Annotated in this window: 22 protein-coding genes and 1 pseudogene; 15 read left to right on the top strand and 8 right to left on the bottom strand. The window is 63.3% G+C overall.

Going from position 1 to position 23,405, the window contains the following annotated elements:
- Positions 1–12: 12 nt before the first annotated feature.
- Positions 13–1,329, bottom strand: a complete 1,317-nt coding sequence (locus tag LMTR13_RS02460) for a UDP-glucose dehydrogenase family protein (protein WP_065726525.1) — start codon at positions 1,327–1,329, stop codon at positions 13–15.
- A 183-nt stretch (positions 1,330–1,512) separates the two neighbouring features.
- On the opposite strand from LMTR13_RS02460, the gene LMTR13_RS02455 reads away from it, so the two are divergent.
- The 3 genes from LMTR13_RS02455 (at position 1,513) to LMTR13_RS02445 (ending at position 6,750) form a co-directional block, all read left to right on the top strand.
- Positions 1,513–2,565 carry an acyltransferase family protein gene (locus tag LMTR13_RS02455; protein WP_065726524.1) on the top strand — a complete coding sequence of 351 codons (1,053 nt, stop codon included), beginning with the start codon at positions 1,513–1,515 and terminating at the stop codon, positions 2,563–2,565.
- A 225-nt stretch (positions 2,566–2,790) separates the two neighbouring features.
- Complete coding sequence (gene polA / locus LMTR13_RS02450; RefSeq protein WP_065726523.1) at positions 2,791–5,847, top strand: DNA polymerase I; 3,057 nt, start codon at positions 2,791–2,793, stop codon at positions 5,845–5,847.
- 267 nt (positions 5,848–6,114) lie between these two features.
- Complete coding sequence (locus LMTR13_RS02445) at positions 6,115–6,750, top strand: LysE family translocator (RefSeq protein ID WP_065726522.1); 636 nt, start codon at positions 6,115–6,117, stop codon at positions 6,748–6,750.
- A gap of 148 nt (positions 6,751–6,898) precedes the next feature.
- Here LMTR13_RS02445 and LMTR13_RS02440 read toward each other — a convergent pair whose 3' ends face one another.
- Positions 6,899–7,525 carry a glutathione S-transferase family protein gene (locus tag LMTR13_RS02440; protein ID WP_065726521.1) on the bottom strand — a complete coding sequence of 209 codons (627 nt, stop codon included), beginning with the start codon at positions 7,523–7,525 and terminating at the stop codon, positions 6,899–6,901.
- Positions 7,526–7,720: 195 nt separating this feature from the next.
- Here LMTR13_RS02440 and pyrE point away from each other — a divergent pair, with 195 nt between their 5' ends.
- Positions 7,721–8,284 carry an orotate phosphoribosyltransferase gene (pyrE, locus tag LMTR13_RS02435; RefSeq protein ID WP_065726520.1) on the top strand — a complete coding sequence of 188 codons (564 nt, stop codon included), beginning with the start codon at positions 7,721–7,723 and terminating at the stop codon, positions 8,282–8,284.
- A gap of 166 nt (positions 8,285–8,450) precedes the next feature.
- Positions 8,451–9,263 (top strand): DUF2865 domain-containing protein, encoded by an 813-nt coding sequence (locus LMTR13_RS02430; RefSeq protein WP_065732362.1) that lies wholly within the window; start codon positions 8,451–8,453, stop codon positions 9,261–9,263.
- Between the two features lie 17 nt (positions 9,264–9,280).
- Here LMTR13_RS02430 and LMTR13_RS02425 read toward each other — a convergent pair whose 3' ends face one another.
- Positions 9,281–9,712 (bottom strand): hypothetical protein, encoded by a 432-nt coding sequence (locus tag LMTR13_RS02425; protein WP_065726519.1) that lies wholly within the window; start codon positions 9,710–9,712, stop codon positions 9,281–9,283.
- A 164-nt stretch (positions 9,713–9,876) separates the two neighbouring features.
- On the opposite strand from LMTR13_RS02425, the gene LMTR13_RS02420 reads away from it, so the two are divergent.
- Entirely contained in the window at positions 9,877–10,110 is a 234-nt protein-coding gene (locus LMTR13_RS02420) for a hypothetical protein (protein ID WP_156795393.1), read from the top strand.
- Between the two features lie 20 nt (positions 10,111–10,130).
- On the opposite strand, the gene LMTR13_RS02415 is transcribed toward LMTR13_RS02420, so the two are convergent.
- The gene (locus LMTR13_RS02415; protein WP_065732361.1) at positions 10,131–10,361 is read right to left on the bottom strand and encodes a hypothetical protein; all 231 of its coding nucleotides are present in this window, start codon (positions 10,359–10,361) and stop codon (positions 10,131–10,133) included.
- Between the two features lie 242 nt (positions 10,362–10,603).
- Between LMTR13_RS02415 and LMTR13_RS02410 the strand changes: the two genes are divergently transcribed.
- The 4 genes from LMTR13_RS02410 to rocF all read left to right on the top strand — a co-directional run bounded on the left by LMTR13_RS02410 (position 10,604) and on the right by rocF (position 15,481).
- Entirely contained in the window at positions 10,604–13,132 is a 2,529-nt protein-coding gene (locus LMTR13_RS02410) for a glycogen/starch/alpha-glucan phosphorylase (protein WP_418219826.1), read from the top strand.
- Positions 13,133–13,226: 94 nt separating this feature from the next.
- Positions 13,227–13,568, top strand: a complete 342-nt coding sequence (locus LMTR13_RS02405; RefSeq protein ID WP_065732359.1) for a hypothetical protein — start codon at positions 13,227–13,229, stop codon at positions 13,566–13,568.
- A gap of 9 nt (positions 13,569–13,577) precedes the next feature.
- Positions 13,578–14,396, top strand: coding sequence for an acyl-CoA thioesterase (locus LMTR13_RS02400; RefSeq protein ID WP_065726517.1), 819 nt, complete (start codon positions 13,578–13,580; stop codon positions 14,394–14,396).
- A 116-nt stretch (positions 14,397–14,512) separates the two neighbouring features.
- Positions 14,513–15,481: an arginase gene (gene rocF, locus LMTR13_RS02395; protein ID WP_065726516.1), complete on the top strand. Its 969-nt coding sequence runs from the start codon at positions 14,513–14,515 to the stop codon at positions 15,479–15,481.
- A gap of 42 nt (positions 15,482–15,523) precedes the next feature.
- Here the strand turns inward: rocF and LMTR13_RS02390 are convergent, their stop codons facing one another.
- Positions 15,524–16,432, bottom strand: a complete 909-nt coding sequence (locus LMTR13_RS02390) for an MBL fold metallo-hydrolase (RefSeq protein WP_065726515.1) — start codon at positions 16,430–16,432, stop codon at positions 15,524–15,526.
- A gap of 104 nt (positions 16,433–16,536) precedes the next feature.
- Here LMTR13_RS02390 and LMTR13_RS02385 point away from each other — a divergent pair, with 104 nt between their 5' ends.
- Positions 16,537–16,848: an ArsR/SmtB family transcription factor gene (locus tag LMTR13_RS02385; protein ID WP_065726514.1), complete on the top strand. Its 312-nt coding sequence runs from the start codon at positions 16,537–16,539 to the stop codon at positions 16,846–16,848.
- Between the two features lie 100 nt (positions 16,849–16,948).
- Here LMTR13_RS02385 and LMTR13_RS02380 read toward each other — a convergent pair whose 3' ends face one another.
- The gene (locus LMTR13_RS02380) at positions 16,949–18,565 is read right to left on the bottom strand and encodes a phosphoenolpyruvate carboxykinase (protein WP_065726513.1); all 1,617 of its coding nucleotides are present in this window, start codon (positions 18,563–18,565) and stop codon (positions 16,949–16,951) included.
- 116 nt (positions 18,566–18,681) lie between these two features.
- On the opposite strand from LMTR13_RS02380, the gene LMTR13_RS40200 reads away from it, so the two are divergent.
- Positions 18,682–18,849 (top strand): hypothetical protein, encoded by a 168-nt coding sequence (locus LMTR13_RS40200; protein WP_156795392.1) that lies wholly within the window; start codon positions 18,682–18,684, stop codon positions 18,847–18,849.
- 43 nt (positions 18,850–18,892) lie between these two features.
- On the opposite strand, the pseudogene LMTR13_RS40195 reads toward LMTR13_RS40200, so the two are convergent.
- A pseudogene (locus LMTR13_RS40195) lies at positions 18,893–19,191 on the bottom strand (CHAT domain-containing protein); the annotation flags it as partial.
- Positions 19,192–19,294: 103 nt separating this feature from the next.
- Positions 19,295–20,029 (bottom strand): HugZ family pyridoxamine 5'-phosphate oxidase, encoded by a 735-nt coding sequence (locus LMTR13_RS02375; protein WP_065726512.1) that lies wholly within the window; start codon positions 20,027–20,029, stop codon positions 19,295–19,297.
- A gap of 219 nt (positions 20,030–20,248) precedes the next feature.
- Here LMTR13_RS02375 and LMTR13_RS02370 point away from each other — a divergent pair, with 219 nt between their 5' ends.
- The 3 genes from LMTR13_RS02370 (at position 20,249) to LMTR13_RS02360 (ending at position 23,385) form a co-directional block, all read left to right on the top strand.
- Positions 20,249–20,950 (top strand): response regulator transcription factor, encoded by a 702-nt coding sequence (locus LMTR13_RS02370; protein WP_027541437.1) that lies wholly within the window; start codon positions 20,249–20,251, stop codon positions 20,948–20,950.
- 99 nt (positions 20,951–21,049) lie between these two features.
- Complete coding sequence (locus LMTR13_RS02365) at positions 21,050–22,867, top strand: sensor histidine kinase (RefSeq protein WP_065726511.1); 1,818 nt, start codon at positions 21,050–21,052, stop codon at positions 22,865–22,867.
- Positions 22,864–23,385, top strand: coding sequence for an HPr kinase/phosphorylase (locus LMTR13_RS02360; protein WP_065726510.1), 522 nt, complete (start codon positions 22,864–22,866; stop codon positions 23,383–23,385). Before LMTR13_RS02365 ends, LMTR13_RS02360 begins: the two co-directional genes overlap by 4 nt.
- Positions 23,386–23,405 lie beyond the last annotated feature (20 nt).

Here is a 23,405-nt window from a genome sequence, read left to right as displayed (position 1 = left end):
CTGTGGTTGCGGCTACACCTTCGGCTCAGGTGCCCGTCCCACGCTCTCATAGATAAAGCCCTGCGCGGCCATGTCCTCGGGGCGGTAGATGTTGCGCAGGTCGACCACGACGGGCTGCGCCATTTCATTCTTCAGGCGCGCCAGATCAAGCGCCCGGAACTGGACCCACTCGGTGACGATCACCAGCGCATCGGCGCCGCGCGCGCATTCGTAGGGGTCGGTGCAATATTCGATCTCGGGCAGCTCCTTCTTCGCCTGCTCCATGCCAACCGGATCGTGCGCGCGCACTTTCGCGCCCATGTCGAGCAGGCCCGTCACCAGCGGAATCGACGGCGCCTCGCGCATGTCGTCGGTATCCGGCTTGAAGGTGAGGCCGAGCACCGCGACGGTCTTGCCGCGCAGGTTGCCGGCGGCATTCGACACCTTGCGCGCCATCGCGCGCTTTCTGATGTCGTTGACGCCGAGCACGGCCTCGACGATGCGAAGCTGCACGTCATGATCCTGGGCGATCTTGACCAGCGCGCGCGTATCCTTCGGAAAGCAGGAGCCGCCGAAGCCCGGACCGGCATGCAGGAACTTTGAGCCGATGCGGTTGTCGAGTCCGATGCCGCGCGCGACTTGCTGCACGTCGGCGCCGACCTTTTCCGAGAGATCGGCGATCTCGTTGATGAAGGTGATCTTGGTGGCGAGGAACGCGTTCGCCGCATATTTGATCAGTTCAGCGGTGCGCCGCGCGGTGAACATCAGCGGCGCCTGGTTGAGCGACAGCGGCCGGTAAACATCGCCGAGCACCTTGCGCCCGCGTTCATCATCGGTGCCGACCACGATGCGGTCGGGGAATTTGAAGTCGCGGATCGCCGCGCCCTCGCGCAAGAATTCCGGATTGGAGGCGACCACGACGTCGGCCGACGGATTGGCCTCGCGGATCAGCCGCTCGACCTCATCGCCAGTGCCGACCGGCACGGTCGATTTGGTCACCACCACGGTGAAGCCGGACAGCGCGGCTGCGATCTCGCGCGCGGCGCTGTAGACGTAAGTGAGGTCGGCATGGCCGTCGCCACGCCGCGAGGGCGTTCCGACCGCAATGAACACGGCGTCGGCTTCCGCCACCGGCGCCGTCAGATCGGTGGTGAAATCCAGCCGCCTGGCCTTGACGTTGGAGGCCACCAGCGCGTCGAGCCCGGGCTCGAAAATCGGGATCTCGCCTCGGCGCAGGGCTTCGATCTTGCCGGCGTCCTTGTCCACGCAGGTGACCTGGTGGCCGAAATCGGCAAAGCAGGCGCCGGAGACCAGCCCCACATAGCCCGTGCCAATCATGGCGATTCGCATGAAAACAATCCGTATTTGATGGTTAACGCCAACCCCGAATTCGCGGGCGTCTTAGAGCATTTTTTTCAGCAAAGGGGAAACCGGAAAAACCGCCCGGAAACCGGCATGTCATTTGTATGAATAAAGGAGAAAGCAACAGATCAGGCCGAAGATGCGGCCGCCTCGCGCCGAAAAGGGACACCGATGACTTCAAACGGTACATCCGCCGTCACGGAACGCTCCACCCGCATCGACTGGGTGGACTACGCCAAGGGCATCTGCATCGTCATGGTGGTGATGATGCATTCGGTGCTGGGGGTCGAAGCGGCGGCCGGCCAGACCGGCTTCATGCATGCGTTCGTGATGTTCGCAAAACCGTTCCGGATGCCGGATTTCTTCCTGATTTCGGGCCTGTTTCTTGCCGTTGTCATCGACCGTGACTGGCGTACCTATCTCGACCGCAAGGTCCTGCACTTCGCTTATTTTTATGTGCTGTGGGTGACGATTCAGTTCGGCTTCAAGGCTCCTGGCTTCGCCGCCGAATCGGGTTGGCGGCATGTCGGATTCATGTATCTGGAATCCTTCATCGAGCCGTTCGGCACGCTGTGGTTCATTTACTTGTTGCCGGTGTTCTTCGTTGTCACAAAACTGTTGCGTGGCGTCCCGCCGCTCGCGATCTGGCTCGCTGCCGCGGCACTCGAGATGGCGCATATCACGACCGGCTGGACCGTGATCGATGAATTCTGCGGGCGTTTCGTCTATTTCTATTCCGGCTACCTGCTTGCCAACTACGTGTTCGCGTTGTCGGACCGCGCGCGGGCGCGCCCGGCCCTCGCCCTCGTGGGCGTCGCGTTGTGGACGCTCGTCAACGGTGCGCTGGTCGTATCCGGCTTTGACGAATGGCCGCTCGTTTCACTGGCACTCGGCTTTGCGGGCGCCGGCGCCATCATCGTGGCGGGCACGCTGCTGGCGCGCATGCAGTGGCTGAACTTCCTGCGCTATTGCGGCGAGCATTCCATCGTCATCTATCTCGCCTTCTTCCTGCCGATGGCGGTGACCCGAACGCTGCTTTTGAAGACCGGCCTGATCACCGATATCGGGATGATCTCGCTGATCGTGACGGTTGCGGGCGTCGCGGGGGCGGTGGTGATCTGGCGCCTGGCGCTGGCGCTGCGGGCGAACTTCCTGTTCGAGCGGCCGGCCGCGTTCTGGATCGTGCCGAAAAAGGCCGCTCCGGCGCTGCAGCCGGCGGAGTAGGTTGACACACCCTGCCTGTCATCGCCCGGCCTTGTGCGCAATTGCGCACTAGGACCGGGCGACCCAGTACGCCGGGCTCGCTCAGTTGAACACGACCGCCGCGGCGTACTGGATCACCCGCCTTCGCGGGTGATGACGGCGGTGCGGGTGACGACGGGTGTGTATTGGGCTCAAAATCCCTCTCCCCAGGCTGTCATTCCGCGCAAAAATCCCTAAATTTCGGCCATGCCGAAATCAGCCCCCAAAGCCGCCGCGAAACCCGCTCCCGCCACCAAGGCCCCTGCCAAGGCGCCCGCCAAAGCCCCCGCCAAGGGCGACCACGTGTTCCTGGTCGACGGTTCCTCCTACATTTTCCGCGCCTATCACGCGCTGCCGCCGTTGAACCGCAAATCCGACGGGCTGCAGGTCAACGCCGTGCTCGGCTTCTGCAACATGCTGTGGAAGCTGCTCCGCGAAATGCCCGAGGATAACCGGCCGACGCATCTGGCGATCGTGTTCGACAAGTCGGAAATCACGTTCCGCAACAAGCTTTATCCCGATTACAAGGCGCATCGGCCGCCGGCACCCGACGACCTGATCCCGCAGTTCGCGTTGATCCGCGAGGCGGTGCGCGCGTTCGACCTGCCCTGCCTCGAGCAAGTCGGCTACGAAGCCGACGATCTGATCGCGACCTATGTGCGGATCGCCTGCGAGCGCGGTGCTACCGCCACCATCGTGTCCTCGGACAAGGACTTGATGCAGCTCGTGACCGACTGCGTCACCATGTACGACACCATGAAGGACCGGCGCCTCGGGGTCGCCGAGGTGATCGAGAAATTCGGCGTGCCGCCGGAGAAGGTGGTCGAGGTGCAGGCTTTGGCCGGCGATTCCACCGACAATGTGCCGGGCGTGCCCGGTATCGGCGTCAAGACCGCGGCGCAACTGATCGTCGAATATGGCGATCTTGAAACGCTGCTGCAGCGCGCCGGCGAGATCAAGCAGCCGAAGCGGCGCGAGGCCCTGATCGAGAACGCCGAGAAGGCGCGGATCTCGCGGCAACTGGTGCTGCTCGACGACAAGGTCGATCTCGAAGTGCCGCTCGACGACCTCGCCGTGCACGAGCCGGATGCGCGCAAGCTGATCGCCTTCCTCAAGGCGATGGAGTTTTCCACCCTCACCCGCCGTGTCGCCGAATACTCACAGATCGATCCGGCCGATATCGAGCCGGACGCCGGCAACAAGAGCGGCGCCAGCGTTTTCGCGGTGCCGCCCTCGGGCAAGAAGCCGGAAGGCTACGAAGGCGCGACGCTGTTCGATAGCCCGCCCACAGGCAAAGCTGGCGCTGCACCGGGCAAGACCGGCGGCGACAAGCAGGACAAGGCCGCGAGCCACAAGGGCACGCCGATCTCGCTCGCCACCGCACGCGCCGAAGCCGCGCGAAAGTTGCCGGTCGACCGCAACAAGTACCAGACCATCCGCACGTTCGATGAGCTCAACGCCTGGGTTGCGCGGGCCTATGACGCCGGCACGTTTGCGATCGACGCCAAGGCGAGTTCTGACGATCCGATGCAGGCCGATATCTGCGGCATCGCGCTGGCGCTGGCGCCAAACGACGCCTGCTATATTCCACTCACGCACAAGCAATCCGGCGGCGGCGCAGGCCTGTTCGACGCTGGCCTCGCGCCGGACCAGATCACGGCCGCCGAGGCGCTGGCGGGGTTGCAGCCGCTGCTGGAATCACAGGGCATTCTCAAGATCGGCTTCGACATCAAGTTCAACGCCGTGATTCTGGCGCAGCACGGCATCACGCTGTGCAACGTCGACGACGCGCAATTGATGTCGTATGCGCTCGACGCCGGGCGCAATTCACATGCGCTGGGATCACTCGCCGAACGTTGGTTTGGCCATGCCGTCACGAGCGAAAGCGAGCTGATCGGCAACGGCAAGAACAAGCTGACCTTCGACCAGGTCGCGATCGACAAGGCATCTGCTTATTCAGCCGAAAGCGCCGATATGATCCTGCGGCTGCATCGCGTGCTCAAGCCGCGCCTCGCCGCGGAGCACATGACGACCGTCTATGAGACCCTGGAGCGGCCGCTGGTCACCGTGCTGGCGCGGATGGAGCGGCGCGGCATCTCGATCGATCGGCAAGTGCTGTCGCGGCTATCCGGCGATTTCGCCCAGACCGCGGCGCGCGTCGAGGCCGAGTTGCAGGAGATCGCCGGCGAGCCGATCAATGTCGGCAGCCCCAAGCAGATCGGCGACATCATCTTCGGCAAGATGGGCATACCCGGCGGCACCAAGACCAAGACCGGCGCGTGGTCGACCTCGGCGCAGATTCTCGACGAACTCGCCGAACAGGGCCACGAATTTCCGAAGAAGATTCTGGAGTGGCGGCAGGTCTCGAAACTGAAATCGACCTATACCGACGCGCTGCCGAATTACGTGCATCCGCAGACCCATCGCGTGCACACGACTTACGCGCTGGCCGCGACCACCACGGGGCGCTTGTCGTCGAACGAGCCGAACCTGCAGAACATACCGGTTCGCACCGAGGACGGCCGCAAGATCCGCCGCGCCTTTATCGCGACGCCCGGCCACAAGCTGGTGTCGGCGGATTACTCGCAGATCGAATTGCGGCTGCTCGCCGAGATCGCCGACATTCCCGTGCTGAAGCAGGCGTTCCGGGACGGGCTCGACATTCACGCGATGACGGCATCCGAAATGTTCGGCGTGCCAATCAAGGACATGCCGGGCGAAGTGCGGCGGCGTGCGAAGGCGATCAATTTCGGCATCATCTACGGCATCTCCGCATTCGGGCTCGCCAACCAGCTCGGCATCGCCCGCGAGGAAGCCTCCGCCTACATCAAGAAATATTTCGAGCGCTTCCCGGGCATCCGCGCCTACATGGACGAGACACGGGATTTCTGCCGCACCAACGGCTACGTGCTGACCCTGTTCGGCCGGAAGTGTCACTACCCCGACATCAAGGCCTCCAACGCCTCGATCCGCTCCTTCAACGAGCGCGCCGCGATCAACGCGCGCCTGCAGGGCACCGCCGCCGACATCATCCGCCGCGCCATGATCCGGATGGAAGATGCGCTGGCGGAGAAGAAGCTGTCGGCGCAGATGCTGTTGCAGGTGCATGACGAGCTGATCTTCGAGGTGCCCGACGACGAAGTGGCGGCGACGCTGCCGGTGGTGCAGCACGTGATGCAGGACGCGCCGTTCCCGGCGGTGGCGCTGTCGGTGCCGCTGCAGGTCGATGCGCGGGCGGCGAATAATTGGGACGAGGCGCATTGATTCAAGAACACTGTCATCGCCCGGCTTGACCGGGCGATCCAGCATTCCAGAGTGCCGCGTTGCGGGGCGCAATTCGGGCCGCCGTGTTGGCCATCGCACTTCATCGGAAGGGCCGCAGCGTACTGGGTCGCCGGGTCAAGCCGGGCGATGACAGGCGTGTATGCAGTTGGGCCTCCATCACCGCCAGAAATGTCCTCGGAGCAATTTGCGGAATGACATAGCCGCGTGTCGCACGTTAGAAACGTGCACATTCGCCGCGAGTCTCCCATGCCTCACATCGCAACCTTGCTCGGTTTTGCCCTGGTCTCGCTCGGCATGGTGCTGACGCCGGGGCCGAACATGATCTATTTGATCTCGCGCTCGATCACGCAAGGGCCGACGGCCGGTATCGTATCGCTGGGCGGCGTCGCACTCGGGTTCGTGTTCTACCTGCTGTGCGCGGCATTTGGGATCACGGCGCTGCTGTTTGCGGTGCCTTACGCCTATGACGCGCTGCGGTTCGCCGGCGCGGCCTATTTGCTGTGGCTGGCGTGGCAGGCGATCAAGCCCAATGGGCGCTCGCCGTTCCAGGTGAAGAAGCTGCAAGTGGACGGCCCGCGCAAATTGTTCGCGATGGGGTTCGTCACCAATCTGCTCAATCCGAAGATCGCGATGCTGTATCTGGCGCTGTTGCCGCAGTTCATCGATCCCACGGTTGGCAGCGTGCTGACGCAGTCGCTGGCGCTCGGCGCGATCCAGATCGTGATCAGTGTCAGCGTGAATGCGATGATCGTGCTCGCCGCCGGATCGATCGCGATATTTCTCGGCACGCGGCCGAGCTGGCTGCTGCTGCAGCGCTGGCTGATGGGCACCGTGCTCGCAGGGCTTGCCGTGAAGATGGCGTTCGAGGCGAAACGGGCGTGATTTGTCTTACCTCCCCCGCTTGCGGGGAAGGTCGAGGCGCTCGAAGAGCGCGGCGGTGGGGGAAAATCTATCCCCGAATCCTGATGTCCTTTATGCGGCAACACCCCCACCCCGGCCCTCCCCCGCAAGCGGGAGAGGGAGAAGAAAATCAATCCAACTTCGCTTCCATGCCGCGCTTGGTCGCTGGGCGCGCCATCAGGGCGCTGTACCAGCGCTCGACGTTCGGAAAATCCTTCAGCTCCACCTTGTGGCGCGGGTGGCGCCAGGCCCAGCCGAGGATGGCGAAGTCTGCGACGGACAGGGCGTCGGCGACGAACTCGCGGCCCTCCAGCCGACGGTCGAGGACGCCGTAGAGCCGGCGGGTTTCGGCCATGAAGCGCTTCAGGCCATAGGCGCGGTCGGTTTCGTTCTCCAGCGCGATGAAATGATGCACCTGGCCCGGCATCGGCCCAAATCCGCCCATCTGCCACATCAGCCACTCATAGACAGGAATGCGCTCGGAGAGCGGCTTGGGCAGGAACTTGCCGGTCTTCTCGCCGAGATAAAGCAGGATCGCGCCGGACTCGAAGATGCTGACCGGCTTGCCGCCGGGGCCGTCGGGATCGACGATCGCCGGGATCTTGTTGTTCGGGCTGAGCTTGAGAAAGGCGGGCGCCATCTGCTCGCCCTTGGTGATGTTCACCGGGAACACCTTGTAGGGCAGCCCCATTTCCTCCAGCGCAACCGAGATTTTGCGGCCGTTCGGCGTGTTCCAAGTGTGCAGTTCGATCGTCATTTTTGTCATCCCCGCGAAAGCGCGTATCCACTACCCCGGAACTTCGGGGCGTTACAACAGCGGCTACGGAATACGAGCTGGCCGGCCTTCGCCGTGATGGACATTGTGCCCTGTTGACGGCGCCGGATCGGCGCTGGAATGTGCCTGAAAGCGCCGATAGATTGCGCTCCGCTTGAAACCCCTTAGGAAACCGCCTTGTCCAAATCAGCCGCCCGAGCCCGCCTCGCCGAGATCATCCGCAAGCGTTCGTTCGGCCGCGGCGAGATCACGTTGGCCTCGGGCCGCAAGAGCGACTTCTATTTCAACCTCAAGCCGACCATGCTCGACCCCGAAGGCGCCGCGCTTCTGGCCGAGCTGACCTATGAGGCGCTGAAGGACGACAATCTTGATTTCGTCGGCGGTCTGGAGATGGGCGCGGTCCCACTGGCGGGCGCGATCGCGCAGCTCTCCTGGATCAAGGGCCACCCGATCGCCGCCTTCTTCGTGCGCAAGAAGCCGAAGGAACATGGCGCCCGCCTCGCAGTCGAGGGGCTGGCCAAGGGCGAGACCCTGCAGGGCAAGCGCATCGTCATCGTCGAGGACGTCACCACCACCGGCGGTTCGGCACTGAAGGCGGTCGAAGCCGTGCGCGAGGCCGGCGGCGAGATCGTGCTGGTGCTCACGATGGTCGACCGCGAGGAAGGCGCGACCGAAGCCTTTGCCGAGGCCGGGCTGGAGTTTCGTTCGCTGTACAAGGCGGGTGAATTTTTGAAGGGGTGAGACGCTGTCCTACCTCCCCCCGCAAGCGGGAGAGGGGGAAGAGTCCGCATTTCTTTCCAGCCTCCCTTCGCCCCCGCTCATCACTCATTTACCATCCGCCGTTAAGGTTACTCCCAACTGAAGCCGTCGCGCTTCAGCGCGTTTGTTGCGTTGGGTGGAGTTGGCGTTGCGTACAGAGTTGGCTTTTTCGCGCGTGCGGCGCCGCGCGACGTTCGTTGCCGCAGCGATCCTTTCGGGCTTTCTCCTGCTCACGCCCGGCAGCGTTTCCGCCGAAGGCTTGTTCGATTTCCTGTTCGGCGGCGCGCCGAAGCAGCAGGCGCGGCAAGCGCCACCGCAAGCCAATTTCTTCGCCGATCCGTTCGGCATCAATCAGCAGCCATCGGCGCCCGCCCCGGCCCCGCGCATGGCCGGCTCCGGACCTGCATTTTGCGTGCGAAGCTGCGACGGCAAATATTTTCCGCTGACCACGCGCGGCAACGCCTCGGCGGTGCAGGCCTGCCAGGCGTTCTGCCCGGCCAGCGTCACCAAGGTGTTTTACGGCAGCAGCATCGATCATGCGACCGCCAGTAACGGCGAGCGCTATACCGACAGCGAGAACGCCTACGCCTACCGCAAGGCGCTGAGTGCCGATTGCACCTGCAACGGCCGAAGCCCGTCCGGGCTCGCGCCGGTCGATCTCACGCTCGATACGTCGCTGCGCTCGGGCGACGTCGTTGCCACCACCGACGGCCTGGTGGCCTATACCGGCGTGCGCCTGGGCGCCGACCACACGGCGGAGTTCACCCCCGTCGCCTCCTATCCCGGCCTCACGGCGGACGTCCGCGCCCGGCTCGGCGAAATGAAGGTCGCACCTGTCAGCGCGGAAATGATCGCGGGCGGCGCACTGCTTCCTGAGGCGAGCCGCGATGTCGAACTGCCGACCGCCTCAGTGCCGAAGACGGTTATGCCGAAAGCGGCGAAGCGGGCGGACGTGAACTGATCCAGCTTCAACGTCGGTCACCGCCCGACGATGACGCCGATCACGTTCGGCGCCGACAGATATTTTTCCTCGATCGCCGCGCGCGCCGCGGCGCGGTTTTCCGTCGTCAGCAGGCCGCGCTTCTCGGCGAGAATCATCCAGCAATAGCCCCACCAGTCCGTCAGCATGCCCTGATCGTCGACGAGGTCGTAGCCTTGCTCGGCGGCAAAAATCCGCGCCTGCGCCTCATCCAGCGAATCGAGAAAGGCGTGATCCTCGACCGAAAACAGTTCGTCGCTGAAATCGTCCGTGGTGTAGCCCCACACCGACATGCAGACGGCGTTGAACTCGCGGTCGATCGCGTCGTCGTCGACGAGCTGGCGGCGCGAGGCCTGGTGCAGGCGCGACAAGGAGCGCGCGAAATCGGCGATGCGGGTGAGAGCGAACTGATCGAAAGCGATGGTGGACATGTAGTCCTCGCAAACTCGGATGGGCCATAGATATTGTGTCGGCGTTGCCGCCGAATCACAATGATATATCAAACACTTGCTAAAGTGTTCTTAATTTGTTCTAGCGGCGCGGCGAAATTTTCCTATCAAGGGTTGTTTACGGCCGCCTGCCGCGAGGGTCGAGAATGATGGACGAAGCTCGGATTGCCCAGATACGGTCACTATTGCTTGAAGCAGCCGACGCGATCGATCGCGCCAATGCAATTGTCTCCACGCTCGACAGTCACGATCGAGCCATGCTGTCGTCGCCGCTCGACGAAATATCGTCCGGCCTGCATTTTGAACTGCTGCAAAAGCTCTATCTGCGCTACCCCGGGCTCGCAGAGGAAGGCGAAGGCTGGAACGGCGTCCTGATGTAAACGGTCGCGGACCTCGCCCCTCACATCGCTGACAGCATCTTGTCGCCGCAATAATTGGCGTAGAACTTTCCGCCGCATTGCCGCTTGATCGCGGCGCAGCGCGCTGCGGGCGAAGCGCCCTTTGCGACGCTGAACGGGCAGCTCAGCCCATCGGCACTTCTGCCGGTCTTGCCCGCGGCAAAGGCCGCGCTCGTGGCGCTGATGCAGACCATCAATAGCGCGGTGGCAGCGATCTCGATCGTCAATCTCATGACAGGCCTCCCCGTTTTGCTGGCACGCGATTCCTTGACCCGAATCGGCATCTACCCACCAAGCCCCAGCGATCCCTGTACTTTGGTATCGAATTATAACACCAAAGCCGGCGCACCGGTGCCGCGAAATCGGCCCGGTCCTTGCATAAATTCATACCAGCGCAGTGCACAAACATACTCCGGCGTTCTCCGGCGTTTCGATTGCCGGACAAGACGCCTATGTTGCGAGTCTCACAGCAGGGATCGACGTGTTGCAGGAACAAATCCCAGGGAACTATCCGGCACCTGACCAGCCGATCGACGAGCTCGCGCTTGCCGAAATCAAGGGCGCGATCCTCGCCAAGCTGCGGCTTGCGATCGGCAAGGATGCCGGCATGGCGACGAGGCGCGACTGGTACAAGGCCGCGGCGCTGGCGCTGCGCGACCGCATCGTGCACCGCTGGCTGACGGCCGAAAAGGAGAGCTACGATGCCGGCAGCAAGCGGGTCTATTACCTCTCGCTCGAATTCCTGATCGGCCGCCTGTTCACCGACGCGCTGAATAATATGGGTCTCCTGCCGGTGTTCGAGGCGGCGCTCGGCGATCTCGGCGTCGGCCTGGATGATTTGCGCAAATGCGAGCCGGATGCGGCGCTCGGCAATGGCGGTCTCGGGCGGCTGGCGGCATGCTTCATGGAGAGCATGGCGACGCTGGCCATCCCCGCTATCGGCTACGGCATCCGCTACGATTTCGGCCTGTTCCGCCAGATCATTTCGCATGGCTGGCAGCAGGAATATCCGGATGAATGGCTGAGCTTCGGCAACCCCTGGGAATTCCTGCGGTCGGAGGTGGTCTACCACGTTCACTTCGGCGGCTTTGTCGATCACGTCGACGACCGCGGGCGTGACCGCGCGACGTGGCGGCCGGCGGAAACCGTGCAAGCCGTCGCCTACGACACGCCGATCGTCGGCTGGCGCGGCCAGCACGTCAACGCGCTGCGGCTGTGGTCGGCGCGCTCGCCCGACCCGTTGCGGCTCGACGTCTTCAACACCGGCGACTACCTCGGCGCCGTCGCTGAGGAAGCGCGTGCGGAATCGATCTGCAAATTCCTCTACCCGAACGACGAGAGCCCTGCGGGGCGCGAACTGCGGCTGCGCCAGGAGTATTTCTTCGTCTCGGCCTCGCTGCAGGATCTGGTCAAGCGCCACCTCGCCTCCGACGGGCAGTTGCGCAGTCTCGCGTCGAAGGTCGCGGTGCAGCTCAACGACACCCATCCGAGCCTCGCCGTCACCGAACTGATGCGCATCCTGGTCGATCTGCACAATTTCCGCTGGGATGAGGCGTGGAAAATCACGGTGGCGACGCTGTCCTACACCAACCATACGCTGCTGCCGGAAGCGCTGGAGACCTGGCCGGTCGAACTGTTCGAGCGGCTGCTGCCGCGGCATCTCGAAATCATCTACCGCATCAATGCCGCGCATCTGGCGCTGGCTGATCAGCGTTGTCCGGGCGACATCGAATATCGCGCGTCGGTGTCGCTGATCGACGAGAAATCCGGACGCCGCGTGCGGATGGGACAGCTCGCCTTCGTCGGCTCGCACCGCATCAACGGCGTGTCGGCGATGCACTCCGACCTGATGAAAGAGACCGTGTTCCACGATCTCAATCATCTCTATCCCGGCCGCATCACCAACAAGACCAATGGCATCACCTTCCGCCGCTGGTTGATGCTGGCCAACCCGAAGCTGACCGGGCTTCTGCGCGAGGTCTGCGGCGAGGCCGTGCTCGACGACTTCTCGCTGTTCCAGCGCCTCGAGGCCCGCGCCAGTGACAACGCGTTCCAGCAGCGTTTTCGCGAGGTCAAGCATCACAACAAGCTGGCGCTGGCGCGGCTCATCAACGAGCGCCTTGGCGTCAAGATCGATCCGTCGGCATTGTTCGACATCCAGATCAAGCGCATCCACGAGTACAAGCGGCAATTGCTCAACGTCGTCGAGACCGTCGCGCTGTACCAGGCGATCAAGGACGAGCCGCAGCGCGACTGGGTGCCGCGGGTAAAGATCTTCGCCGGCAAGGCGGCGGCGAGCTATCGCTACGCCAAGCTGATCATCAAGCTGATCAACGATGTCGCCGAAGTCGTCAACAACGACCCTGATGTCGCAGGAAGGCTGAAGGTCGTCTTTCTCGCCGACTACAATGTCAGCCTCGCCGAAGTGATCATTCCGGCCGCCGATTTGTCCGAACAGATTTCGACCGCCGGCATGGAGGCCTCCGGCACCGGCAACATGAAGCTGGCGCTCAACGGCGCGCTGACGATCGGCACGCTGGATGGCGCCAATATCGAAATCCGCGACCATGTCGGCGCCGAAAACATCGCGATCTTCGGCATGGAGGCCGGCGACGTCATGGTCCGGCGCAAGCAAGGCCTGGATGCGACCGACGTGATCAGCCGCTCGCCGCGGCTGGCGCGAGCCATCACCGCAATCGAGAGCGGCGCGTTCTCGCCCGACGATCGCGCCCGCTTTGCCTCGATCGGCCACGCGCTGCGCTATCTCGACCACTACATGGTCTCGGCCGATTTCGATTCCTACTACGCGGCGCAGCGCAGCATCGATGCGCGCTGGCAGGTGGTGCCGGCCTGGACCCGCGCCTCGATCCTCAACGTGGCGCGGATGCCATGGTTCTCCTCCGACCGTACCATCCGCGAGTATGCCGAGGATATCTGGAACGTGCCGGTTCGTGCGGCTGCGCCGGTGTCGGAAGCAGGGGCGCAGCGCGGGGCAACGCGGTAATCCGGCGGGCGGGAATGCATTACCTCTGGCGTCATTGAATTCGCGACGCCAGCAATGCTACTGCATGCAGGCAGTACAAAGGCCGGAGATAAACGTGCCAATCGGTGAGTATGTCAGTCCAGATGGGCAACTGAAATTTCTGGTTACCTGCTCCGATGGGGATTGGACGATAGGCTTTGACGGATTTCCCTGGCACACGCATGGAAGCATTCTCGCAACATTGTCGGGGCTGGAAGAGGTCCCTGCCGTCGAACGCTTCCTCGCTGATTTGATCGGCAACGTCAGTGTGATTGCTTTGACGCGGATTTCGGGCGAACTGACAGATGTCTGGGTCACGGACGATCCTGAGGAAGCCCACCGGGATTGCAGAAAATACGGTCAGGCCGAAGAAACAATTGAATTTCGGCTTTGGAACGGGACGCCTATAAATATTTGATGGATCATTATGCTCACCAAAGCCTCACACCTCTTCGACGACGCCACCCGGGTCACCGCCGGCGATAGCTGCTGGCAGGGCAAAACCAGTCCCGACTACTGGGCCTTTGTCGGCCCGTTCGGCGGCTGCACGGCCGCCACCATCCTGCGCGCGCTGCTGGAGCATCCGCAGCGTGCTGGCGATCCGTTGTCGCTCACGGTGAATTTCTGCGCGCCGATCGCCGAAGGCGGCTTCGATCTCGACGTCCGTCTGGTCAAGGCCAACCGTTCGAGCCAGCATTGGTGCGTGGAGATGACGCAGGGCGGCGGCGAGGTCGCGACGTTGGCGACCGCCGTGTTCGCCGAGCGCCGCCCGTCCTGGTCGCACCAGCAGGCGAAGTTTCCGGGCGCCGCGCCGTTCGAGCAGGCACGCTCGTTTCCGAACACGCCGATGACCTGGACGCACCAGTATGATTTCCGCTTCGTCGAGGGCGAGCCGAGTTTCTACGGCTCGCCTGCCAATCCACCGATCGTCGCCTATTCCAAGCAGTGGATCGGCGATCGCGTGCCGCGCACGATCGACATGCTGTCGCTGACGTCGATGTCGGATGCGTTCTTCGGCCGGGTGTTTCTGGCGCGCCGGGAACTCGTGCCGTTCGGCACGGTGTCGATCACCACATATTTCCACGCCGCCGCAGAGGAACTCGCGGCCGAGGACATCACCCACGTGCTGGCGGCGGCCGACGCCCGGATTTTCCACAGGAGTTATGGCGACCAGCACGGCGAATTGTGGTCGCCCTCGGGACGCCTGCTCGCAACCACGACGCAAATCGCTTATTTCAAGGCGTGATGGCGTAGGGTGGGCAAAGGTGCGCAGCACCGCGCCCACCATCTATCCGCTCGCGATCCTGGCCGGTGGGCACGCTACGCTTTGCCCATCCTACGATTCTCCGGAGGCCCCGGCTCATGTCCGACGCCAATGCTCCCCGCATCGCCCTGCTCGGGGTCCCCATCGAGATCGGGGCCTCGCAACTCGGCACCTTGATGGGACCGGACGCGCTGCGCACCGCGGGCATCGGCCGCATCCTCGATCAGCTCGGCTTTGCCGTCGAGGACCACGGCAACATGGCGAAGCCCGACATCGGGCCCGCCGAGGGCCCGCCGCCGGCAAACGCCAAATATTACGACGTGATCAAGACATGGATCCGCGCGCTCAGCGAACGCTCCTATGCGCTGGCGCGTTCCGGCGCCATTCCAATCTTCATGGGTGGCGATCATTCGCTTTCGATGGGATCGGTGAACGGCGTCGCGCGCTACTGGCAGGAACAGGGTCGGCCGCTGTTCGTGCTCTGGGTCGATGCCCATGCCGACTACAACACGCCGCAGACCACGGAAACCGGCAACATGCACGGCATGTCGGCGGCGTTCCTGTGCGGCGAGCCCGGCCTCGACGATCTGCTTGGCGGCGCACCCCGCGCCTCGATCGGCCCCGACCAGCTCGACCTGTTCGGCATCCGCTCGATCGATCCTGAAGAGAAGAAGCTGGTGTTCGAACGCCGCGTCGCGATCGCCGACATGCGCGTGATCGACGAGTTCGGCGTCGGCGTCCTGATCCGCAAGGTGATCGAGCGCGTGCGGGCACGTAACGGCGTGCTGCATGTCTCTTTCGATGTGGATTTTCTCGATCCGACCGTCGCTCCCGGTGTCGGTACCACGGTGCCGGGCGGCGCAACCTATCGCGAGGCGCATCTGATCATGGAGTTGCTGCACGATTCCGAACTGGTGCGCTCGGTCGACGTCGTCGAGCTCAACCCGTTTCTCGACGAACGCGGACGCACCGCGCGCGTCGCGGTCGAGCTGATCGGCAGCCTGTTCGGCCTGCAGATCACCGATCGGCGGACGCCGAGCAATGCGATGTTGCCCGGTAAAAGCTAGACCAGGCGCGCGCAAATCCGCTAGGTGACGTAAGACCTTGCCTTACGAAAAGATCGCCGCCTCGGCACCGGCCCGGGCACGCACCGGCAACAGCAGGTAATGCACGCCATTGCTTTCCGCTTTGGGAAACCGGCCCGCGCGGATATTCACCTGGATGGAAGGCAACAGCAGTGTCGGCGCAGACAATGTTGCATCGCGCGCCTGCCGCATGGCGACGAACACAGCTTCGGTGACACCGCCGCGAAGATGGACGTTGTTCTCGCGCTGCCCGCGCACCGTGGTCTCCCAGGCGTAGTCATCGCGGCCTGGCGCCTTGTAGTCGTGGCACATGAACAGGCGCGTGTCGTCGGGGAGACTCAGCAGCCGCTGGATCGAACGATAGAGCTGATGTGCATCGCCGCCAGGGAAATCGGCACGTGCGGTGCCATAATCAGGCATGAACAATGTATCGCCGACGAACACGGCGTCGCCAATCTTGTAGGACAGATCAGCCGGCGTGTGGCCCGGCGTATGCAGAACCTCGACGGTGAGTTCGCCGATGCCAAATGTCTCGCCGTCGGTGAACAGGCGATCGAAATCGCTCCCGTCCGTCCGCAGGTCTAGCGCATTGAAGACGGGCCGGAAGATTCGCTGCACATCCTTGATGTGATCGCCGATGCCGATCCGTGCGCCGGTTTTCGACTTGATATAGGGCGCGCCCGACAAATGGTCGGCATGCGCATGGGTCTCCAGCACCCACTCGATGGTCAGCTTTTCTTCGTTGGCCGCAGCCAGAATGGTTTCGACCGAACGGATGTCGACGGTGCCGTCGCGTGGGTCGAAATCAAGCACGGGATCGATCACCGCCGCGCGGCGGGTCACCGGGTCGGCAACCAGATAGCTAATGGTATTGGTGGGTTCATCGAAGAACGCCCGGATGACGGGCGCGGTTGACTGGGCTGAATGGGGCATTGGTACGAACTCCCTGAAGAGGAACTTCTATTGACAATTATATTAACTATCTCTAATATAGCAACCTCTAATGTACAGAGAAACCCGTGACGACCCCGTCAGCGATGGAAATCAGGGACTTCGAGGCCAACGCCCCGGCGGTCGCCAATATCCTGCGCACGCTCGGCAACGAGCGGCGGCTGATGATCCTCTGCAAGCTGGTGGAAACCGGCGAGATGACGGTCGGTGCGCTGGTCGAGGCGGTCGGTCTCAGCCAGTCGGCGCTGTCCCAGCATCTGGCGAAGATGCGCGACGACGACATCGTGAGCTTTCGCCGTAACGGTCAGACCCTCTGGTATCGCGTCGCGGATCCTCGGATCGCGCAATTGATCGCGGAACTGCACCGACTGTTCTGCCGCGCAATGCCTGCAACCTGACCTGCAAGATCGACCATGTCACTTCCCCATATTCCGCCCGCCAAGCAAAAAGGGCGGCCCGACGAGCCGCCCTTTTCAACCAGTCCATCTGGCTTGAGCCCTACTCCGCCGCGAGCTTGAGGTCCGGCGCCGCGGCGCGGACTTCGGCGTCGACCTGGGCTTCGAACTTGGCAAAGTTCTTCTGGAACATACCGACTAGGCTACGCGCAGTCTTGTCGAACTCGGCCTTGTCCTTCCAGGTGTTGACCGGATTGAGGATCTCGTTGGGAACACCCGGCAGCGCGGTCGGCACCGCGAAACCGAAATACTTGTCGGTGCGGAATTCGACATTACGCAGACTGCCATCGAGCGCCGCCGTCAGCAGCGCACGCGTCACCTTGATCGGCATCCGGCTGCCCACGCCGTATTTGCCGCCGGTCCAGCCGGTGTTGACCAGCCAGCAATCGACATTGTGCCTGGCGATCAGCTCGCGCAGCATGTTGCCGTAGACGGACGGATCGAGCGGCAGGAACGGCGAGCCGAAGCAGGTGGAGAACTCCGGCTGCGGCTCATTGCCGAGACCGCGCTCGGTGCCAGCGACCTTGGCGGTGTAGCCGGACAGGAAGTGATACATCGCCTGCGCTGGCGAGAGCTTTGCGATCGGCGGCAATACGCCGAACGCATCGGCGGCCAGCATCACGACGTTCTTCGGCTGGCCGGCACGGCCGGTGCGCGAAGCGTTCGGGATGAAATCGAGCGGATAGGCCGAACGAGTGTTTTCGGTCTTCGAGCCGTCGTCGAAATCAGGCACGCGGGTATCTTCGTCGAGCACGACGTTCTCCAGCACGGCGCCGAAGCGGCTGCTGGCGGCAAAGATCTGCGGCTCGGCGTCCTTCGACAGCTTGATGCACTTGGCGTAGCAACCGCCTTCGAAGTTGAAGACGCCGTCGTTACCCCAGCCATGCTCGTCGTCGCCGATCAGCGTGCGATTGGGATCGGCCGACAGCGTGGTCTTGCCGGTGCCGGACAGGCCGAAGAAAATCGCTGTGTCGCCCTTGGGGCCGACGTTGGCCGAGCAGTGCATCGGCAGCACGCCCTTGGCGGGCAGGTAATAGTTCAGTGTGGTGAAGACCGACTTCTTCATCTCGCCGGCATAATAAGACCCGCCGATCAGGACGATCTTGCGGGCGAAATCGATCGCGACGACGTTCTCCGAGCGCACACCGTGACGTTTGGGGTCGGCGCGGAAGCTCGGCAGCGAGATGATGGTGAGTTCAGGCACGAAATCGCGCAGCACCGAAGCCTCGGGGCGGATCAAGAGCGTGCGGATGAACAGCGAGTGCCAGGCAAGTTCGGTGAAGACCCGCGTCTTGATCTGGAAGCTCGGATCTGCGCCGCCGTAAAGATCCTGCGCGAACAGCGTCATGCCTTCGGCATGCTTGAGGAAGTCGGCATAGAGCGCGGCGAACTGCTCCGAGGTGATCGACTGGTTGCCGGCCCACCACATGTTCTTGTCGGTGGTCGCATCACGGACCGTGAACTTGTCCTTGGGGCTGCGGCCGGTGAATTCGCCGGTGTCCGCGCAGAGCGCGCCGTCGGCCGACAACACGGCCTCGCCGGCCGTGAGTGAATATTGATAGAGCTGCGGCGCACCGAGATTCCAATGCACCGTCTTGAGATTTTTTAAGCCGAATTTGTCGGCACCGAAGGCACCGTTGCGTAGACCCGTCTCTTGCACGAAGAAAATCCTCCTCGAACCCGCGTTACTGAACTCGCGCGCATGCCGCTTGACGCGTTCTGTCGCGGTGAACCCTGAATATAGCCTTCCGGCGTCGGTGCGGCGACCTAATACTGATGAACGCCGAGCTTGCCAAGCCGATCCACGTGATTTGGTTTATTCCAGCGCGGAAGGCTGATTTGCATCAATCGCTTGCTGCACTGCTTTCCGCTGTTTTGACCTCGTGGTTGCGCGACCATCCGCCGCGTGCCGGCTCGGTCGAAGGCTGCTGCATCGCACAATGAGGAATTACAGTGCGCGGCGCCCTCCCCGACAGGCTTGTGACCGCGCGGACAGTACCATCCAATCGGCATTGAGCTTCAATTGCGCCACCTCGCTCGCGGCGATAAGGCCATCGTCGATTTCGATCGACTGCCTGGGAATGCTGAGCACCAGCAACGGTTCGGCAAGCCCTTTACGTCGTCGGCGACGAAACCGTGGGTGGCGAAATGGGCGATGCCGTAATCGGCGAGCGGCATGCGCTTGAGCGTGAGTTCACTGGCGTCTTCGCCGAGGTGAATGTCGGAAGCCGCGACACCGAGGTTTTTCGCAATCGTGTTGAGCTCGTCCGCGGTATCGGGCAGTTGCGCGCGACAGCTTGATACACACTGAAACGATCAATCAGTCGCGGGATTTCATGCAGGCTTTCGCTGGTCACCTTTGCGCGCGGGCTTGATTAAGTCGCAGGCGTTACGCCTTCGCCCGCGCCTCGCCCGCCAGCCGCACCAGCATCTTGCGCAGCGCTATGGCGCTGGTGACGCGTTCCGGGAAATCCAGCCGCAATGTCGCGGAGCCGGCCTGCATGTCCATGCCGTCGGGGTCGCAGCCGGTGCAGCGCCAATCGTCAGACTCGGCGCCCAGAAGTCTGGTCGCGTAGAGGTTCATCGCCTCGCGATGATCCTCGTTCATGTGCTCGACGGCGCCCTGCTCGGCCTCCAGCAGATCGGCGGCATCGCCGATCTCGGTCAGAAATTGCGCGGGCTTGAGGTCGATGATGCGGCCGAAACCGGCGACCAGATGGAGGCCTGACGGGACGACCCGGAAGAACGAGAAATCCTTGAAATCCACAAACGCTTCCGCGGATGGATGAGCGTTGAGATAGCGCCGGCGCAGGATTTTAGCCTGCTCGCCCTTGGCCTCCTCGGCCCGTCCCGCCAGCATGATCCGCGCGCCCTCCAGGGGATCGCCGGCGGCACGCTCATCCAGCATCAGCGATATCCTGCCGTCGGCGAGGATGTTCTTCGTATGCAGCGCGAGCCGCGAAATCAACAGGATCGGGGAAGCGTCGGCATGGCTGGCGACGTTCACCAGCGAGCAATAGGGATCGCCGCTTTCGGGCATAAGCGTGGCCAGCGCGCCTTGCCGACACCGCCGCAGCAGCGATCGGGCAAGTTTGGAAGCATCAAAATCTACCGTCGGCTGCATGGTACCTTTCCGGCCATCTTATTGCAAAAAAGGGCCTTTTCTCATCTGGTCAGGGTGCTATATGGGGGGCCTCGCGTCTCCTTGGGAGCGTTTTGCGGAACTCGGTCACACTTCAGCCCAGCTTGCATTGCTCGTTGACCGTGTACGAAGCCCATTTATGCGGCGTCTGGTTCAAGTGCCCGCCGTTTAAGCCACTCTCTTATTCGAAAGCAGAGGCTCATGCCCACAATCGCCCTGGTCGATGATGACCGCAACATTCTTACTTCCGTGTCGATCGCGCTCGAAGCCGAAGGCTATCGCATCATGACCTACACGGATGGTGCCTCGGCGCTCGATGGCTTCCGCACCTCGCCGCCGGACCTCGCGATCCTCGATATCAAGATGCCGCGCATGGACGGCATGGAAACACTGCGCCGGCTGCGGCAGAAGTCCGATTTGCCGGTGATCTTTTTGACCTCCAAGGATGAAGAGATCGACGAATTGTTCGGCCTCAAGATGGGCGCCGACGATTTCATCCGCAAGCCGTTCTCGCAGCGCCTGTTGGTCGAGCGCGTCAAGGCCGTGCTTCGCCGCGGCCAGCCCAAGGATCCGACCGCCGTGCCGAAGGAGCCGGATGCGCGCGCACTGGACCGCGGCCTGTTGCGGATGGACCCGGAGCGTCACACCTGCACCTGGAAGAACGAGCCGGTGACGCTGACCGTCACGGAGTTCCTGATCCTGCAGGCGCTAGCCACGCGGCCCGGTGTGGTGAAGAGCCGCAACGCGCTGATGGACGCGGCCTATGACGACCAGGTCTATGTCGACGACCGCACCATCGACAGCCACATCAAGCGGCTGCGCAAGAAGTTCAAGGTGGTCGACGATGATTTCGAGATGATCGAGACGCTGTACGGCGTCGGCTATCGCTTCAAGGAAGCCTGATCTGCGTTTTCCGAGCGGAAGTGGTAACTGACACGTCCGCCCGTTCCGCGTAAAAGCGTAGAGCTAGAAATCGGCGCATCACAACCGGCAGTTCAGCCATTGCTAGATCGAACGCAGCCCGATCCCAGCCTGAACCACGAGGATGCTTTGGAGCTCCTCGATCGGGAACGTGTTGCCGAGGATAATGCGGGCGAGAAGGGCTGGTGGCGGCCGCTCGGCTGGCTGCGCAGGGCCGGGCAATTCTTCTTTGCGCTCTCCTTCTCCAGCCTCACGCGCCGGATCGTCTCGCTCAATCTGGCGGGCCTCGTCGCGCTGGTGGCGAGCATTCTCTATCTCTCGCAATTCCGCGCCGGCCTGATCGATGCGCGGGCGCAGAGCCTTCTGGTGCAGGCCGAAATCATCGCCGGCGCGATTGCCGCCTCCGCTACCGTCGAAACCAACACCATCACCATCGATCCGGACCGCCTGCTCGATCTGAAGCCCGGCGAAAGCTACGGCGCGCCGGACGAATCCGCAGGCCTCGATTTTCCGATCAATCCGGAGCGGGTCGCGCCGGTGCTGCGGCGGCTGATCTCGCCGACCAAGACCCGCGCCCGCATCTATGGCGGCGACGGCGGCATGATCCTCGACAGCCGCAGTCTCTATGGCCGCGGCGACGTGATGCGATTCGAACTGCCGCCGCCTTCGACGGAGAAGCCGGGCTTTGTCGAGCGCGCCACGATCTCGATTCGCACCTGGCTCAACCGCGGCGACCTGCCGCTCTATCGCGAGCTCGGCCCCGAAAACGGCAAGGGCTATCAGGAAATCGTGCAGGCGCTCGACGGCGTCAAAAGCAGCATGGTGCGCGTCAACGACCGCGGGGAGGTGATCGTCTCGGTCGCCGTGCCGGTGCAGCGCTTCCGTGCCGTGCACGGTGCGCTGATGCTCTCGACCCAGGGCGACGACATCGACCAGATGGTGACCGCCGAGCGGCTGGCGATCCTGAAGGTCGGCGGCGTCGCGTCGGCGGTCATGATCGTGCTGTCGCTGCTGCTGGCGAGCACGATCGCGGGTCCGGTGCGGCGGCTCGCCGACGGCGCCGAGCGCGTCCGCCGGCGCATCCAGACCCGCGTCGAGATTCCCGATTTCACCCGCCGCCGCGACGAGATCGGCCATCTCTCCGGCGCGCTGCGCGACATGACGAATGCGCTCTACAGCCGCATCGAGGCGATCGAGATGTTCGCCGCCGACGTCGCCCACGAATTGAAGAACCCGCTGACCTCGCTGCGGTCGGCGGTGGAAACGCTGCCTTTGGCGCGCAACGACACCAGCCGCGGGCGCTTGCTCGAGGTGATCGAGCATGACGTCAAGCGGCTGGACCGGCTGATCTCGGATATTTCAGACGCCAGCCGCCTCGATGCCGAATTGCAGCGCCAGGACATGGCCCCGGTCGATCTGCGCCGGCTCTTGACGACGCTGACCTCGGTCGCCAACGAAACCCGGCTCGGTCACGACGTCGCCGTCGAGGCGCGCTTCGAGGGCCGCGGCGCCACCGATACCTTCTCGGTCCCGGGCCACGATTCCCGGCTCGGGCAGGTGATCTCCAACCTGTTGTCCAATGCGCAATCCTTCTCCGACCCCGGCGGCAAGGTGCGCGTCACCTGCCGCCGCGCGCGCTCAGAGATCGAAATCATCGTCGATGACGACGGGCCGGGCATCGGCGAGGATGCGCTGGAACGCATCTTCGAGCGCTTCTACACCGACCGGCCGCATCAGGGCTTTGGCCAGAACTCGGGCCTCGGGCTATCGATCTCCAAGCAGATCATCGAAGCGCATAACGGGCGGATATGGGCGGAAAACCGCCATGGTCCCGCCGACGCCGATGGCAGGCCGGCGGTAGCGGGTGCGCGGTTCGTGGTCAGGCTGCCCGCGCCATGACGGCGGGCGCCACCGTGCACGCCTCCGCCGTGCTGGTGGGCGATCGTGCCGTGCTGATCCGCGGGCCGTCGGGCTCCGGGAAGTCGCGGCTAGCCTTCGATCTGATTCTCGCCGGACGCGCGGGACAGCTTCCGCAGGCCATTTTGGTCGGCGATGACCGTGTCCATCTCGACACAGTGGCCGGACAATTGTTAGTCCGCCCGGCGCGAGAATTGGGCGGCCTGATCGAGGTCCGGGGACTCGGCATCCGTCATTGTGACTTTGTTGGGGAGGCGACGGTGGGCCTCGTCGCCGACCTCGCGGCCAACGATGCCGAGCGGATGCCGTCGCCGGAAGCCCTGTTCATCCGCCTGAACGGTATTTTATTACCGAGAATTCCCATTGGAGCCGGTTACGCCCCCCTCCCACTGATTGCAGCCGCGCTGATGACAACCGCCGGTTCAGGTTCCGTCCAACCTTTGGATGATTGTTCGAAGGGGATTGGTAACCATATAAGCCCCAATATCGCCACCGAATAAACCGGCGCAGGCCTCACTCC

Source organism: Bradyrhizobium icense (genome assembly GCF_001693385.1).
GTDB lineage: Bacteria > Pseudomonadota > Alphaproteobacteria > Rhizobiales > Xanthobacteraceae > Bradyrhizobium > Bradyrhizobium icense.
Note: the sequence above shows the minus strand (reverse complement) of the source record. Positions and strands in the feature narration are given on the sequence as shown.